This window comes from Agromyces binzhouensis (assembly GCF_042672355.1).
Taxonomy (GTDB): domain Bacteria; phylum Actinomycetota; class Actinomycetes; order Actinomycetales; family Microbacteriaceae; genus Agromyces; species Agromyces binzhouensis.
On sequence record NZ_JBHXVJ010000002.1, the window covers coordinates 111,406 to 126,137 of the forward strand.

Consider the following 14,732-nt stretch of genomic DNA (forward strand, 5'->3'; position numbering starts at 1 on the left):
AATGGACGCCATGACCCTCGTCACGCCCTCCGCGACATCCGCCCTGCCCTTCAAGGTCGCCGACCTCTCGCTCGCCGAGGCGGGCCGGCACCAGCTCCGCCTGGCGGAGAACGAGATGCCGGGCCTCATGGCGCTCCGCGCCGAGTACGGCGAGTCGAAGCCGCTCGCCGGTGCCCGCATCGCGGGGAGCCTGCACATGACCGTGCAGACCGCGGTGCTCATCGAGACGCTCGTGGCACTCGGCGCCGAGGTGCGGTGGGCGAGCTGCAACATCTTCTCCACGCAGGACGAGGCGGCGGCCGCGGTCGTCGTCGGCCCCGACGGCACCGTCGACGAGCCCGCCGGCGTGCCGGTGTTCGCCTGGAAGGGCGAGACGCTCGAGGAGTACTGGTGGTGCACCGACCGCATCTTCGACTGGTCGGCCGAGGCCGACGTCGCGGGCGAGGACTGGATCGGCCCCAACATGATCCTCGACGACGGTGGCGACGCGACGCTGCTCGTCCACCGCGGGCGCGAGTTCGAAGCCGCCGGGTCCGTGCCTGCTGCGCCGGATGACGCGAGCGGCGAGTACCGCGTCGTGCTCGACACGCTTCGCCGGTCGCTCGAGTCGAGTCCCGACCGTTGGACGCGCATCGCGGCCGGGCTGAAGGGCGTGACGGAGGAGACCACGACGGGCGTGCACCGGCTGTACGAGCTGCACGCCGACGGCGAGCTGCTCTTCCCCGCGATCAACGTCAACGACTCGGTGACGAAGTCGAAGTTCGACAACAAGTACGGCATCCGGCACTCGCTGCCCGACGGCCTGAACCGCGCGACCGACGTGCTCATGGGCGGCAAGGTCGCGTTCGTCGCGGGCTACGGCGACGTCGGGAAGGGCGCCGCCGAGGCGCTCCGCGGCCAGGGCGCCCGCGTCATCGTGTCCGAAATCGACCCGATCAACGCCCTGCAGGCGGCGATGGACGGGTACCAGGTGGCACGGCTCGAGTCCGTGATCGACCAGGTCGACATCCTCGTCACGGGCACCGGCAACAAGGACGTCGTGCGCCTGGAGCACCTGCTGGGGCTGAAGCACCTCGCGGTCGTCGCGAACGTCGGCCACTTCGACAACGAGATCGACATGGCCGCGCTCGAGTCGCTCGAGGGCGCTGAGCGGGTCGAGATCAAGCCGCAGGTGCACGAATGGCGCCTGCCGACCGGGCGCAGCATCCTCGTGCTCTCCGAGGGCCGGCTCATGAACCTCGGCAACGCGACCGGCCACCCGTCGTTCGTGATGTCGAACTCGTTCGCGAACCAGGTGCTCGCGCAGATCGAGCTCTGGACGCGCCCCGACGCCTACCCGATCGGCGTGTACGTGCTTCCCAAGCACCTCGACGAGAAGGTCGCGCGCCTCCACCTCGACGCGCTCGGCGTCGAGCTCACCGTGCTCACGCCTGAGCAGGCGGCGTACATCGGCGTACCCGTCGAGGGTCCGTACAAGGTCGACCACTACCGGTACTGACCTCGAGGCGGATGCCCCGGCGCGTCAGCGCTCGGGGAAGCCGTTCGGCCGGGACTCGAGCACCGGCCCCAGTTCGCGCATGCGCGCGTCGACCAGTGCGAGGGCCGCGAGGTCGCGATCGCGCCGCAGTGCCGCGACGCCGGCGAGCAGGAGTTCGGCTTCCACGTGCGGGATCGGGGAGACGAACGGGGCGACCTCCGCCGCGAGCGACGCGGCCACCCGCTGCCGACTGGCGGGTGCGAGGTGCGGGGCGTTGCGGAGGAACGTGGCGACGCGGCGGGCGAGCGGATCGGGCAGCCGCCCGACGTCGGCGACCTCGGCCCACGCGGCGAGCGGGACGGGCACCCCGAACGACGCGGGCACGTACGCCCGCACGCGCTCCACCTGCCCGTGCGTGCCGGCGAGGATGTCGCCGAGCCGCTTCGAGTCGGGGTTGAGGAAGCCGACGAGCACCGCGAGCCCGCCGAAGGTGAGCCAGATCTCGAGCACGCCCGTGAGGGCGCGGATGAGGGCGTGCCGGAATCCGATCGATCCGCCGTCGTCGCGCACCACGCGGATGCCCATGACGAGCTTGCCGAGCGAGCGCCCTCGCGAGGCGGTCTCGACGGCGGTGGGCAGCACGACGAGGCACGCGACGAGAAGCGTGATGCCGACCGCGCGGAACGCGGCCTCGTCGAGGTCGAGGCCCGAGATCGCCAGGAGCGCGAGCAGGCCCACGACGATCGTGAGGATCACGTCGATCGCCGCCCCGCCGGCACGCATGACGGCGCTCGCCGGGCGCAGGTCGAGTGCCACCGCCTCGCCGGTGAGCACCGCCTCGTCGTCGAGTGCGATCGAGGTCCGCGCAGGGGCGGCGTCGGCGGGCATGGCTAGTATTCAAGCAGATGGACCTCGACGCGCTCGCGACCGCCCGCCACGACGACTGGGAGCGGCTCGACGCGCTCTCGCGCAGGTCGCGCCCGAGCGGCGCGGAGGCCGACGAGCTCATCGAGCGGTACCAGGCCGCGGCGGCCGACCTCTCGCTCGTCCAGGCGACCGCGGGGTCGACCGCGCTGGGGGAGCGGCTCTCCCTCACCCTCGCTCGCGCCCGGCTGCGGTTCACCGGGGTCGCCGAGAACCCCCTGCGACAGCTCTCGCACTTCGCCCTCATCGGGATGCCCGCCGCCCTCTACCGGGTGCGCTGGCTGACCCTCGCCGTCGCGCTCGCGACGTTCGCGGTCTCGGCGCTGTACGCGACGTGGGTGCTCGCCGACCCGCGCGTCCTCGCGAGCCTCGGCAGCGAGGAGGAGCTCCGGCAGCTCGCCGAGGAGGGGTTCGTCGCCTACTACTCAGAGAACCCGGCCGCGTCCTTCGCCGGGGCCGTCTGGACCAACAACGCGTGGATCGCCGCGCAGTGCGTGGCGTTCGGCATCACGGGCGTCTGGGTGCCCTGGGTGATCCTCCAGAACGCGCAGAACCTCGGCCTGACCGCGGCGATCATGTTCGCCTACGACGAGGCCGACACCTTCTTCCTCTACATCGCCCCGCACGGCCTGCTCGAACTCGCCTGCGTGTTCGTGGCGGCCGCGGCCGGGCTGCGGATCTTCTGGGCCTGGGTCGCGCCGGGTGCCCGCACCCGTGGCGCCGCCGTCGCGGAAGACGCGCGCTCCCTGTTCTCGGTCGCGATCGGGCTCGTCTTCTTCCTGCTCCTCGCCGGGGTCATCGAGGGGTTCGTCACGCCCGCACCCTGGCCGTGGCCGGTCAAGATCGGCATCGGCGCACTGGCGCTCGGCCTGCTGCTGTTCGCGATGCTCGTGCTCGGACGCCGCGCGGCCCGCGCCGGCGAGACGGGCGACCTCGCCGAGTTCGACGCGGGGGCGCGTCGCGCGACCGCGGGCTGACGCGCGGCCGGCGGTCGAGCCCACGGCCGCCGCGGCATCGCTAGAGCTGCCCGGCGGCCTTGAGCTCGAGGTACCGGTCGGCGAGTGCCGGGGGGAGGTCGGCCGGGCCGGCGGCCACGGTCGACGCGCCGAGCCGTCGGGCGGCCGCCGCGACACGATCGGCGTCGAGGCGGGTCCGCTCGGCCGCCGCGGCCGCATAGACCTCGGAGAGTTCGTCGCGGTTCCGTGCGGCGATCTCGAGGGTCGGGTCGGCGACGGATGCCACGACCACGCGGTGCCGGGAGGCGAGCTGGGGGAGCACGGAGAGCAGGCCGCGCGCGCTGCCGGGCGAATCCGCCGCGGTGAGGAGGACCACGAGCGCGCGGCGGCTCGTCACCCCGCGGATCTGCGCGGGAACGCCCGCCCAGTCGGCCTCGATGAGCTCCGCGTCGACGTCCGCCATCGTGTCGACCATGCGCGCCAGCAGGTCCGGGCCGCTCGCACCGTGCACGCGCCCGCGGAGCCGGCGGTCCCACAGCAGGAGGTCCACGCGATCGCCGGCGTGCGTGGCGAGGGCGGCGAGCAGGAGCGCCGCCTCGTAGGCGGTGTCGAGGCGCGGTTCGTCGCCGATGCGCGCGGCCGCCGTCCTCGACGTGTCGACGACGATCACGATGCGTCGATCGCGTTCCGGCCGCCACGTGCGGACCATGAGCTTCGCCGACCCGGGCGACTCCGGGTCGGAGCGGCGGGCGGTGGCGCGCCAGTCGATCGATCGCACGTCGTCGCCGCGCACGTACTCCCGGAGGGAGTCGAATTCGGTTCCCTGGCCGCGGATGAGGATCGGGGTCCTGCCGTCCAGCTCGCGCAGTCGCGTGAGGCGCGAGGGGAGGTGCGCCCGGGAGTGGAACGGCGGCAGGACGCGGATCCGTCCGGGCGCCGTGAGGGTCGCCTGCCGGGCCCAGAGGCCGAGCGGTCCGCGTGAGCGGATCGTGACGGCCTCGGTGACGCGGTCGCCGCGGCGGGTCGGCGTGAGCGCGAGCGTCACGCGCCGCCCCTCGCCGGCGGGGACGTCGACGCGAGCGCGGTTGCGTCCGTGCACGCCCGCCGAGGGCGGCCAGCCGTCGCGCACCTCGGCGCGGAGCCTCCGTCGTCCGAGGTTCCGGAGCACCAGCTCGGAGCGGACCGTCTCGCCGAGGCGCAGCCGCGGCGGCAGGTCGCGCTCGACGGCGACCAGGCGTGGGGATGCCGCGGCCGCGAGGTCGATCGCACCGAGGCCGACCGCGACGAGCAGCCACACCACGAGGGTCGCCCATGCGGCGCCCGCGTCGCCGCCGAGCAGCACGACGGGCACGACGCCGAGGGCGACGAGCAGGCTGAATCGTCCGGTGAGCGCCATCGTCAGAGCGGGACCTGCACCTGCTGCACGACCGATCGCAGCACCTGGTCGACCGACACGCCCTCGAGCTCGGCCTCCGGGCGGAGCTGCACGCGGTGGCGCCAGGCCGGGAGCAGCATGGCCTGCACATGGTCGGGCGTGACCTTCTCGACCGCGGTCAGCCACGCCCAGGCCTTCGCAGCGGCGAGGAGCCCCGCGACGGCACGCGGGCTCACGCCGAGCCGCATCGACGGGCTCCGGCGCGTGGCGCGTGCGAGGTCGACGACGTACGCGAGGACGTCGTCGGCGACGCCGACGCGTCGAGCGGCAGCACGGGCGGCGAGGAGCTCGGCCGCGCCGAGCACCGGTTCGACGCCGGCGGCGGCCAGGTCGTGCGGGTCGAAGCCGTCGGCATGGCGCCGGAGCATCGCGACCTCCGCATCGCGCTCCGGCACGTCGAGCACGAGCTTCAACAGGAAGCGGTCGAGCTGGGCCTCCGGGAGCGCGTACGTGCCCTCGTACTCGATCGGGTTCTGGGTGGCGGCGACGAGGAAGGGGGCGGGCAGCGGGCGCGTCACCCCGTCGACCGAGACCTGCCGTTCCTCCATGGCCTCGAGGAGCGCCGACTGCGTCTTGGGAGGCGTGCGATTGATCTCGTCGGCCAGGAGCAGGTTCGTGAACACCGGCCCCTCGCGGAACGCGAACTCGCCGGATCGCGGGTCGTACGCGAGCGAGCCGGTCACGTCGCCGGGCATGAGGTCGGGCGTGAACTGCACACGTCGCGTCTCGAGGCGGAGCGTCCTGCTCAGGGTCCGCACCAGCAGCGTCTTCGCGACGCCGGGGACGCCCTCGAGCAGCACGTGCCCGTCGGCGAGCAGTGCGATGATGAGGCCGGTCACGGCGCCGTCCTGGCCGACGACCGCCTTGCCCACCTCGGTGCGGACGCGGTCGAGCGCGCCGCGCAGCTGCGCGTCGTCGGGGGTCGGGTCGGTCATGGTCGCCTTCCTGTCGGGTCGGTGGCTTCTGGTGCCTGATCTGGTGCGATCGCGGCGCGGACGGCGCGCTCGAGCTCGTCGAGGTCGCGGGCGAGGCGGACCAGGTCGCGGTCGCCCTGCGGTTCGGCGTCGACGAGCAGTGCGCGAACGGATGCCGCGGGCCGGCCGGTCGTGCTCGCGGCGGCCGCGACCACGGCGTCGACCTCGGCGGATCGCGGCAGGCGGAGCGCGGCGGCCAGTCGCCGGATTGCGCCGATCCGCAGCTGGTCGAGCGACCGCAGTCGCGCCGAACTCCGCGCATAGAGGCGAGCCCGGCCCTCCCCGGTCTCGGAGGCGGGGACGTGCACGGGGAGGTCCTCGACGACGAGCGGGCCGAATCGCCGGCCTCGCCAGATCCCGGCGACGACGGTGACGACCACGAGGAGGACGAGCAGCGGGCTCACCCAGCCCGGCGTCAACTCGGCGAGGGTCGGCGCGGCGGCGGCATCCGCGTCGCCGGGGCCGGGGAGGTACCAGGCGACCTCGTCGCGTTCGCCGAGCAGGCCGATCGCGAGGGCCGCGTTGCCGGCCTCGTCGACCGTCTCGTTCGCGAACGGCGTCGTGGCGCCCACCAGGACCACCTCGGCGCCGTCGGGCGAGGTGCCGGCGACGAGTGCGAATCCGTCGCCGGATGGGAAGCAGCCCGAGAATCCCGATGCCGCCGCGTCATCGTCGATCGCGAGGAGGCGTTGGCCGTCGGAGAGCTCGCCGGCCCGATCGGCGGCCGGCAGTCGGCACGCGGCGTCGGCGGGAGGGCCCTCGGCGGCGCCGGCGAGTCGGACCCCGGGCGCGAGCACCTCGAGCGCGGCGAAGTCCGGCCGCGCGACCACGATTCGGTCGGCGACGGAGGCGAGCTCGCGGACGCGCTCGCGATCGAGCACGCCGAGGTCGTCGTGCAGGAACACCGTCGCTCCGCTGCGCGCGGCGTCGAGCGCGCCGTCGAGGGTGCGCACCTGCCCGACCTCGACGCCCCGATCGGCGAGGACGCGGGCGAGCGCCTGGGCACCACCCGGCGCCGGGTTGTCGGCCGCGAGCGGAGACCCCGGCGCTCGCACCGCGCCCTGGAGCGCCACGAGGACCAGCGCACCGGCGAGGAGCGCGAGCGCGATGACGACCCAGGTCCGTCCGCGCCGCAGCGTCCCGCGCGCGCCGGGCGTGATCGCGGGGGCCGGACGGTCCGATCGGGCGCGATCCGTCGACGCGATCCCGACCTCGCGAGCGGCACTCACGTTCCGGCCCCGGCCGACGTGGTCGGTGCGGCGAGCGGGCGCGCCGTGCCGAGTTCGGCATCGAGTGCGGCGACCTCGGCGTAGGCGCCGGCGTCGCCGGTGCGGCCGAGGTAGCGCACGCCGTCGAACGCGTCGGCCGCGTGCTCGAGTGCCCGACCGTACGCGGGGAAGGGCGAGGCCGCCGCGCGGGCCATTCCGTGGGCCGTCGTCCCGGGGTGCACGCGCACGAGCTCGCGCTCGACGAGGGCGCGCATGAGTGCGCGGAAACGCTCCTCGATGGCGAGCGCCCACCGGCCGGATGCCGCCGCCCGCTCGGCGGCGGCGCGGAGCGTCGTGGCATCGCGCAGGTCGCCGTCGTCGAACAGCGCGATCCCGACGGGCGTGCGTCGCCGGAGTCGTGGGAGGCCGAACACGAGGAGGCCGAGCCCCACGAGCCCGGCGACGACGAGCACCGCGATGAGCGCGAGCGTCGGCACCGGCAGCCCGGACGCGCCGCTGAAGAGGCTCGCGATCCAGTCGCGCACCGCCTGCGCCGCGAGGTCGAAGAGGGTCGGTTCGGCCGCGCGGTAGACCGGATCGGCGAGCTCGTCGATCACCCAGCGGCGCGCCTCCGGCGCGTCGGGGTCGAGCGGCGGCTCGAGCCGCGCGAGCGCGGTCAGGACCACGTCGGGGTCGGTTCGCCCGTCGGGACCGGTGCGAACGGATCCGTCACGGGCCGGCCCGCCTCCCTCGCCTCCACGTGCCGCTCGAGTTCGAGGTCGAGCCCCTCGGAGCGCATCCGGAGGTCGATGTAGATCACGGCGATGAGCGCGGCCTGCACGACTGCCACGATCGCGCCGACGAGGATCGAGAGGACGGTGCCGATCACGGTCGAGGCGACGGTCACCGCGTCGTAGGTGGCGCCCGCCGTGGGGTCGAGGATGACGGCGAGGATCGTGCCGCCGAGCATCGGCACCTGGACGACGGTCTGCGCGATCGTCGAGACGATGAGCCCGACGAGGAGGATCAGGCCGAAGGTCCGCCAGAAGTGCCCCGTGGTGAGCTGCCAGGACCGTCGCACGGACTGCGCGATGCCCGCGCGCTCGAGCACGATCACGCTCGGCACGAGCGCGAGTTTCGTCCCCAGCCACGCGGCGAGCACGGCGAGCCCGAGGACGAGCAGGATGATGACCAGCACCACGCCGACGATCGTCAGCGGGTCGGGTGCGATCAGGGCCGTCATCACGATGATCGTGGCGAACACGCCGAAGACCCCGAGCACGATGAGGCTCACGAGCAGGGTCCAGCCGATGAGGGGGCCGATCCGAGCCGCGGCGCGCCGCCACAGCGCCCCGAACCCGAGCCGTTCGCCGAGCGTGCCGCTCGCGACCTCGACGACCATGACGCCCTGCAGGAACGCCCCGGCCACCACGCCGACGGCGACCGGGACGAGCGTCAGCAGGATGAGCCATCCGATCGTTCCGGCCATGATCGCGTCGAGGTCGGCGGCGCTCGCGGACTCGATGCGCCCGATCGCGAGCACGAGGAAGGGCACGAAGACCGCGGCGGTCGCGACGACGGAGGCCAGTTGGACGACGAGTCCCGTGCCGAACACCGGTGCGGGATTCCGGCGGAGGGTCCGGAACGGCGCCCAGAGCAGTGTGCCGAAGCCCATGGGCCGGAGCGGCAGCAGGCCGGGCTTGGGCGGCGGGGTCCACCCGCCGGTCGGAGCGCCGTAGCCGGCGGGCGACTGAGGGCCGTATCCGGGCGCAGGTGGCGGCACGGCGGCGCCCGGCGGAAGCGGGGGCGGCCCGTATCCGGTGCTCGCCGGGGGAGCGGGGGGATGCCACTGCTGATCCGACACGTGCGTCGTGCTCCTTCCCGGGGGATCCCACAATGCTGCCACAGGCCGCCCACGGCCGAGGCGTTCCCTCGAACGGCTACGCTGGTGCCACTGGACCGCCGACCGGCCTGCGCGCCGGAGCCCACGGAGAACGAACGCATGACGCCTCGCGTACTCGTCGTCGACGACGACACGGCCCTCGCCGAGATGATCGGCATCGTGCTGCGCACGGAGGGGTTCGACCCGGTGTTCTGCGCCGATGGGGGAGGCGCGCTGGCGGCGTTCCGCGATGCCAGGCCCGACCTCGTGCTCCTCGACCTCATGCTCCCGGGAATGGACGGCATCGAGGTGTGCGGCCGCATCCGAGCCGAGAGCGGCACGCCGATCATCATGCTGACCGCCAAGAGCGACACCGCCGACGTCGTCAAGGGGCTGGAGTCGGGCGCCGACGACTACATGGTCAAGCCCTTCAACCCGAAGGAGCTGGTGGCTCGCATCCGCACGAGGCTCCGCCCGACGCCCGACACGGTGGTCGACACGATCTCGGTCGGCGACCTCGAGATCGACGCGGCCGGCCACGAGGTCCGACGCGGTGACGAGCGGATCAACCTCACCCCGCTCGAGTTCGACCTCCTGCTCACGCTCGCCTCGAAGCCGCAGCAGGTGTTCACGCGCGAGATGCTGCTCGAGCAGGTGTGGGGCTACCACTACAAGGCCGACACGCGACTCGTGAACGTCCACGTGCAGCGCCTGCGCGCCAAGGTCGAGCACGATCCCGACAACCCGCGGATCGTCATGACCGTCCGCGGCGTGGGCTACCGCGCCGGCGCCACCACCTGAGGCGGGTCGCGCCATGTCGACCGCGGCGGGCCCGGCGCAGCGCGCCGCCGGATGGCTCCGCGAACGGATTCGGCGCTTCTCCACGCTGTGGCGCCGGTCGCTGCAGTTCCGGACCGTCCTCATCACGCTCGGGCTGTCGAGCCTCGCGATCCTCGTCATCGGCTTCACGATCTCGTTCACCGTCGCGTCGAACCTGTTCCAGGCCCAGGTCGAGGATGCGCTCGGAGCGTCGTCGACGGCCGCCACAGCCGCCCAGGGCATCCTCGATTCATCGGACGCCGCCGACCGGGCGAGCGTGCAGGCCGTGACCAACACCGCGATCGAGACGGTGATCGGGGTCTCCGGCAGCGCGGACATCGCGCTGTTCCGCGCGCCCGGCACGACCCCGGTCGTGCTCGCGCCCCCGGACTTCCTGAGCCCGGACCTCGGCGGGAAGATCTCGCCCGAACTCCGTGAGCGCGTGCAGGAGAACCCGGAGACCCAGTACTGGCAGTCGGTCGAGCTCGCAGGCGAGGACGAGCCCGTTCCGGGCATCGTGGTGGGCACCGACCTGATCATCCCTGGAGGCGCCGGACGCTACGAGCTGTACATCGGCTACGACCTCGCGGACGCCGCCCAGACCCTCGCGTTCATGCAGCTCACCGGCGCGATCGGCGCCGTCGCGCTGATCGCGCTCCTCAGCGCGATCACGCTCATCGTGGTCCGCTGGGTGATCGAGCCCATCCAGGCGGTGTCGGCGACCAGTCGTCGCCTCGCCGCGGGGGACCTCGGCGTCCGGCTGCCCGCCAAGGGGGAGGACGAGCTGGCCGCGCTCGCGGAATCGTTCAACGGAATGGCGGACACCCTCCAGGCACGCATCCGGGAGCTCGCCGAGCTGTCGGTCATGCAGCAGCGCTTCGTGAGCGACGTCTCGCACGAGCTGCGCACGCCGCTCACGACCATCCGGCTCGCGGGCGAGGTGCTCTACGGCCAGCGCGAGGACTTCCCGCCCGCGACCGCCAGGACCGCGGAGCTCCTGAAGACCCAGACGGAGCGCTTCGAGACGCTGCTCGCCGACCTGCTCGAGATCAGCCGGTACGACGCGGGTTCGGTCGAGCTCGAGACCGAGCCGACCAACCTGGTGAACCTCGCCGCCGAATCCGTCGAGTCGATGCAGTCGCTCGCCCACGAGCGCGGCAGCGAGCTCCGCCTCGAGGCGCCCGGGGGACACCTCGACGCGGAGGTCGATCCCCGCCGCATCCGCCGCATCGTGCGCAACCTGATCGGCAACGCGATCGAGCACGGGGAGGGCCGCCCGATCGTCGTGGCGGTCGACTCGAACGCGACCGCGGTGGCGCTCTCCGTCCGCGACTACGGACTCGGCATGTCCGAGGAGGCGGCCCTGCGGGTCTTCGATCGCTTCTGGCGGGCGGACCCGAGTCGACGGCGGACCATCGGGGGGACCGGCCTCGGGCTGGCGATCTCGCTCGAGGACGCGGTCGCCCACGGCGGCACGCTCGACGTCTGGTCGCGGGAGGGGCGGGGGACGGTCTTCCGCCTCGTCCTGCCGCGCGTGCACGACGACTCCCGGAGCGTCGTCCCGCCGCTTCCGCTCGAGCCGGCGGATCCCGACGCGGTCGGCCCGGCCGGCGACGCACCGCGCTCCGACGACGGCGCCGCGATCCAGGAGGTCAGCGATGTCTAGCCGCCCATCCCGTGCGCGTCGCGTGCCGGCGGCGATCGCCGCCGCGGCGCTCGTCGCGGTGCTCGCCGGGTGCGTGTCGATCCCCACGAGCGGCGTCGTCAACCAGGGCAACCCCGAAGCGACGGAGCAGCCCGTCGACGTCGACGTCCTCCCTCGCGGGCCTCGTGAGGATGCCACCCAGCAGCAGATCCTCGAGGGTTTCATCGACGCCGCCGCGAGTCCCAGCGGCAACTACGAGATCGCCCGCCAGTTCCTCACGCCCACGTTCGCAGACGAGTGGGAGTCGGGCGCCGCGGTGTCGATCGACGTGCTCGCCGATCGCTCGTACACGCAGCTCGGCGACGACCTCATCCGGATGCGGGTCGTGCCGCAGGCGAGCCTCGCCGAGAACGGCCAGTACATTGCCGCCGGCTCGACCGAGCCCGTGCAACTCGAGTACCGCTTCGAGCAGGTCGACGAGCAGTGGCGGATCTCGCTCGCCCCGCCGGGCGTGCTCATCGACGAGACCAGCTTCGGGTTGGTCTACCGCGACTACAGCCTCGCGTTCTTCGATCCGCAGTTCAGGTACATCGTCCCCGACGTCCGCTGGTTCGCCGGCCGCGACTCCCTCCAGACGAGCATCGTCCGGGCGCTGCTCGCCGGACCCGTCGAATGGCTCGCTCCGGGCGTGGCATCCGCGTTCCCGGAGGACGTCGAACTCGGGCAGTCCACGGTTCCCGTCACCGGCGGGACCGCGGAGGTCGACCTTGCCGGGGCGGCGTTCGACAACCTGCGGACCATCCAGCTCATGCGCTACCAGCTCGAGCAGAGCCTCGCGCCCGTCCGCAACGTCGACGACGTCTCGCTCACGCTGAACGGCGTTCCACTCAGCGCCCCGGAGACGTCGGACCTGCCGGAGCGGACGCTGCGGGTGGATGCGCGCCCGGCCGTCTACGACGGCGAGAGCTTCGGGTACCTGTCGTCGGCGGGCGACCAGGTGACCCCGATCGACGGCGTGTCCGATCAGGTCGTGGCGCTCGGCCCGTCGGGCGCCGCACTCGGGTCGGGGGCGGCGGCCGCTGCGGTGCTCGCGGACGACGGCGTGCACCTCGTGCGATCGGGCGCCGACGCCGTGCTCCTCGATCCCCGCGACGGGCTCATCACGCCCGCACTGGACGTCGACGGGACCCTGTGGTCGGTGCCCCGCGACGCTCCCGACGAGCTCGCCTGGTTCGCGGAGGACGGATCGAGCGGCCAGATCGGCGTGCCGTGGAACGCCGACCGCATCGTGTCGCTCCAGCTCTCACGCGACGGCACGCGCATGGTGGCGCTGCTCGTCGATGGCTCGCGCACTCGCCTCGTCGCGGCGTCGGTGGTGCGCGGCGAGAACGGCGTCCCGGTCGAACTGGGACCGGTCACGCTCGAACTCGCGGCATCGGGCGGCACGCCGCTCGACGTCGCGTGGCTGGATTCCCGCACCGTCGGAACCCTGACGCAGACGTCCGAGTCGGACACCCGACTGACGGTGCAGGAACTGGGCACGCCCGTCGAGTCCCGCGACGGGCCGCCGTCGGGCATCCAGGTCGATGGAGCGAACAGCCTGCGCGACCTGAGGATCCTCACCTCCGACGGCGACCTCGCCACCGGCGCGGGAGTCTTCTGGCAGGTGCAGGCGCGCGACCTCCGGTTCCTCGCGACGCAGCAGACCGGCTGAGCGTCCGCGCTCCGCTCCTCCACACCGGCGGGGAGCGGCGAGGCGGGCGAGGTGCCGCCCGTTGCGCGCACGCGGCCGCCGGGGCGCGCCATCCTGCCGCCATGACCGTCTCGCCCGGCAGCGGATGGTCGGGCGCGGCGCGAGCGGCCGCGCTCGACGCGCTCGCCCTGCTCCTGCCCGTCGCTTGCGCCGGATGCGGCGCACCGGATCGAGGCCTCTGCGTCGCATGCCGCACCGCGATCGCGCCACGACCGATGCGGGTCGAGCGCACGGGTGCGGGCATCGCGGCGTGGGCGGCGCTCGAGTACGCGGGGACGCCCGCCCGCGTCATCCGCGCCTTCAAGGAGGAGGGGCGGACGGATGTCGCGCGGATGCTCGGCGGGGCGCTCCGCGCGGCCCTCGGCGCCGCGGCGGCCGCGTTCGACGACGGCGTCCCGCGCGAGGTCGCCGTCGTCCCCTCGACCGCCGCCGCGCGGCGGGCTCGCGGCTACGACCCGGTGCGGACGCTCGTGAGCCGGGCGGGGTTCGCGCCCGCGGACGTGCTCAGGGCGCGCGACCGCGTGGACCAGGCGACGCTCGGTCGAGAGGCCCGGCGCGCCAACTCCGACGGCTCGTTCGCCGCCCCGCGCACCCTCGCCGGACGGCGGTTCCTGCTCGTCGACGACATCGTGACGACCGGATCGACACTCGCCGACGCGACTCGGGCGATCCACGCGGCGGGGGGATCGGTGGACGCGATCTCGGTGCTCGCCCAGACCCGCCTGCGAATCGTCCGAGGAGATCCGGACGCGTGAGCATCCACCCGTGACATCCGTCACCTCGGGGGCTACGGTGTCAGGACAGGCGTGGTCGCACCACCCCTTCAGAACCGGGTGACACGCCGGTGGATGGAGGTTGACATGGAACTGAACATCGTCGGACGCAACCTGGAAGTGACCGATCGATTCCGCGCCTACGCGGCCGAGAAGGCCGAGAAAGTCTCCAGCCTGTCCGACCGAGCCATTTCGCTCGACATCAAGGTCAGCCGTCACAACGAGAAGAACGGCAACAACTCCGGCCTGGACCGGGTCGAGCTCACCCTCGTCGGAAAGGGCCCCGTGGTCCGGGCCGAAGCCGACGGGGCCGACAAGTACGCGGCGCTCGATGTCGCGCTCGGGAGGCTCCTCGAGCGGATCCGCCGCGCCAAGGACCGACGGAAGGTCCACCGAGGCGGCAGCCGCCGGCCGACCTCGCTCCGCGAGGCCACCGACGCGGGCTTCGCCGACATGGGCGTGCAGGCCGCGGACGTCGAGATCCTCGAGAAGGTCCGCACCGGCAACATCCCGGTGGTGGGCGAGGAGCCCGCGGCCGAGGAGGACGAGGACTACTCGCCCGTGGTGATCCGCCGCAAGGTCTTCGCAGCGACTCCCATGACCGTCGACGACGCGCTGTACCACATGGAGCTCGTCGGCCACGACTTCTACCTCTTCATCGACTCGGAGAACCATCGGCCGAGCGTCGTCTACCGCCGGAAGGGCTGGGACTACGGCGTGATCGGCCTCGACGAACACGCCCAGGCCGACCAGGCCGAGGCGGCCGAAGCACTCGGGCTCGCGCGCACGAGCGCCTGACCCGCCTCCACCGACCCGCGACGGCCCCGGGGCGGCACGCGTCGTGCGTGCGCCCGGGGCCGTCGCCCAGTCCACTGCCCAGTAGCAT

Annotated in this window: 13 protein-coding genes; 7 read left to right on the forward strand and 6 right to left on the reverse strand. The window is 73.3% G+C overall.

Going from position 1 to position 14,732, the window contains the following annotated elements; translation table 11 throughout:
* Window positions 1-10: 10 nt before the first annotated feature.
* Window positions 11-1,498 (forward strand): adenosylhomocysteinase, encoded by a 1,488-nt coding sequence (gene ahcY, locus ACFVHK_RS04240; protein WP_449224248.1) that lies wholly within the window; start codon window positions 11-13, stop codon window positions 1,496-1,498.
* A 24-nt stretch (window positions 1,499-1,522) separates the two neighbouring features.
* On the opposite strand, the gene ACFVHK_RS04245 is transcribed toward ahcY, so the two are convergent.
* A complete protein-coding gene (locus ACFVHK_RS04245) occupies window positions 1,523-2,365 on the reverse strand; it encodes an RDD family protein (protein ID WP_376927750.1) in 843 nt (280 codons plus the stop codon).
* 17 nt (window positions 2,366-2,382) lie between these two features.
* Between ACFVHK_RS04245 and ACFVHK_RS04250 the strand changes: the two genes are divergently transcribed.
* Window positions 2,383-3,378, forward strand: a complete 996-nt coding sequence (locus ACFVHK_RS04250; RefSeq protein WP_376927751.1) for a stage II sporulation protein M — start codon at window positions 2,383-2,385, stop codon at window positions 3,376-3,378.
* 40 nt (window positions 3,379-3,418) lie between these two features.
* On the opposite strand, the gene ACFVHK_RS04255 is transcribed toward ACFVHK_RS04250, so the two are convergent.
* Genes ACFVHK_RS04255 through ACFVHK_RS04275 form a run of 5 tightly spaced genes read right to left on the reverse strand, consistent with a single transcriptional unit; the run spans window position 3,419 to window position 8,838 of the window.
* Window positions 3,419-4,753 (reverse strand): DUF58 domain-containing protein, encoded by a 1,335-nt coding sequence (locus tag ACFVHK_RS04255; protein WP_376927752.1) that lies wholly within the window; start codon window positions 4,751-4,753, stop codon window positions 3,419-3,421.
* 2 nt (window positions 4,754-4,755) lie between these two features.
* Window positions 4,756-5,727: an AAA family ATPase gene (locus ACFVHK_RS04260; protein ID WP_376927753.1), complete on the reverse strand. Its 972-nt coding sequence runs from the start codon at window positions 5,725-5,727 to the stop codon at window positions 4,756-4,758.
* A complete protein-coding gene (locus tag ACFVHK_RS04265; protein ID WP_376927754.1) occupies window positions 5,724-6,995 on the reverse strand; it encodes a DUF4350 domain-containing protein in 1,272 nt (423 codons plus the stop codon). Before ACFVHK_RS04265 ends, ACFVHK_RS04260 begins: the two co-directional genes overlap by 4 nt.
* Window positions 6,992-7,660, reverse strand: coding sequence for a DUF4129 domain-containing protein (locus ACFVHK_RS04270; RefSeq protein ID WP_376927755.1), 669 nt, complete (start codon window positions 7,658-7,660; stop codon window positions 6,992-6,994). The genes ACFVHK_RS04265 and ACFVHK_RS04270 overlap by 4 nt, the downstream gene beginning before the upstream one ends.
* Window positions 7,651-8,838 (reverse strand): hypothetical protein, encoded by a 1,188-nt coding sequence (locus ACFVHK_RS04275; protein WP_376927756.1) that lies wholly within the window; start codon window positions 8,836-8,838, stop codon window positions 7,651-7,653. The genes ACFVHK_RS04270 and ACFVHK_RS04275 overlap by 10 nt, the downstream gene beginning before the upstream one ends.
* 138 nt (window positions 8,839-8,976) lie before the next feature.
* Here ACFVHK_RS04275 and mtrA point away from each other — a divergent pair, with 138 nt between their 5' ends.
* From mtrA to hpf, 5 genes are all read left to right on the forward strand, one after another.
* The gene (gene mtrA, locus ACFVHK_RS04280) at window positions 8,977-9,657 is read left to right on the forward strand and encodes an MtrAB system response regulator MtrA (RefSeq protein WP_376927757.1); all 681 of its coding nucleotides are present in this window, start codon (window positions 8,977-8,979) and stop codon (window positions 9,655-9,657) included.
* Window positions 9,658-9,670: 13 nt separating this feature from the next.
* A complete protein-coding gene (gene mtrB / locus ACFVHK_RS04285; protein WP_376927758.1) occupies window positions 9,671-11,341 on the forward strand; it encodes an MtrAB system histidine kinase MtrB in 1,671 nt (556 codons plus the stop codon).
* Window positions 11,334-13,034: a GerMN domain-containing protein gene (locus ACFVHK_RS04290; RefSeq protein WP_376927759.1), complete on the forward strand. Its 1,701-nt coding sequence runs from the start codon at window positions 11,334-11,336 to the stop codon at window positions 13,032-13,034. The genes mtrB and ACFVHK_RS04290 overlap by 8 nt, the downstream gene beginning before the upstream one ends.
* Window positions 13,035-13,135: 101 nt before the next feature.
* Window positions 13,136-13,828, forward strand: coding sequence for a ComF family protein (locus ACFVHK_RS04295; protein WP_376927760.1), 693 nt, complete (start codon window positions 13,136-13,138; stop codon window positions 13,826-13,828).
* A 105-nt stretch (window positions 13,829-13,933) separates the two neighbouring features.
* The gene (gene hpf / locus ACFVHK_RS04300) at window positions 13,934-14,644 is read left to right on the forward strand and encodes a ribosome hibernation-promoting factor, HPF/YfiA family (protein ID WP_129235369.1); all 711 of its coding nucleotides are present in this window, start codon (window positions 13,934-13,936) and stop codon (window positions 14,642-14,644) included.
* Window positions 14,645-14,732: the final 88 nt, after the last annotated feature.

Excerpts from the sequence above, each read along its gene's own strand:
- mtrB (WP_376927758.1), top strand. The coding sequence starts at position 9,671 with ATGTCGACCGCGGCGGGCCCGGCGCAGCGCGCCGCCGGATGGCTCCGC.
- ACFVHK_RS04295 (WP_376927760.1), top strand. The coding sequence starts at position 13,136 with ATGACCGTCTCGCCCGGCAGCGGATGGTCGGGCGCGGCGCGAGCGGCC.
- hpf (WP_129235369.1), top strand. The coding sequence starts at position 13,934 with ATGGAACTGAACATCGTCGGACGCAACCTGGAAGTGACCGATCGATTC.
- ACFVHK_RS04290 (WP_376927759.1), top strand. The coding sequence starts at position 11,334 with ATGTCTAGCCGCCCATCCCGTGCGCGTCGCGTGCCGGCGGCGATCGCC.
- ACFVHK_RS04260 (WP_376927753.1), bottom strand. The coding sequence starts at position 5,727 with ATGACCGACCCGACCCCCGACGACGCGCAGCTGCGCGGCGCGCTCGAC.
- mtrA (WP_376927757.1), top strand. The coding sequence starts at position 8,977 with ATGACGCCTCGCGTACTCGTCGTCGACGACGACACGGCCCTCGCCGAG.
- ACFVHK_RS04255 (WP_376927752.1), bottom strand. The coding sequence starts at position 4,753 with ATGGCGCTCACCGGACGATTCAGCCTGCTCGTCGCCCTCGGCGTCGTG.
- ACFVHK_RS04245 (WP_376927750.1), bottom strand. The coding sequence starts at position 2,365 with ATGCCCGCCGACGCCGCCCCTGCGCGGACCTCGATCGCACTCGACGAC.
- ACFVHK_RS04250 (WP_376927751.1), top strand. The coding sequence starts at position 2,383 with ATGGACCTCGACGCGCTCGCGACCGCCCGCCACGACGACTGGGAGCGG.
- ahcY (WP_449224248.1), top strand. The coding sequence starts at position 11 with ATGACCCTCGTCACGCCCTCCGCGACATCCGCCCTGCCCTTCAAGGTC.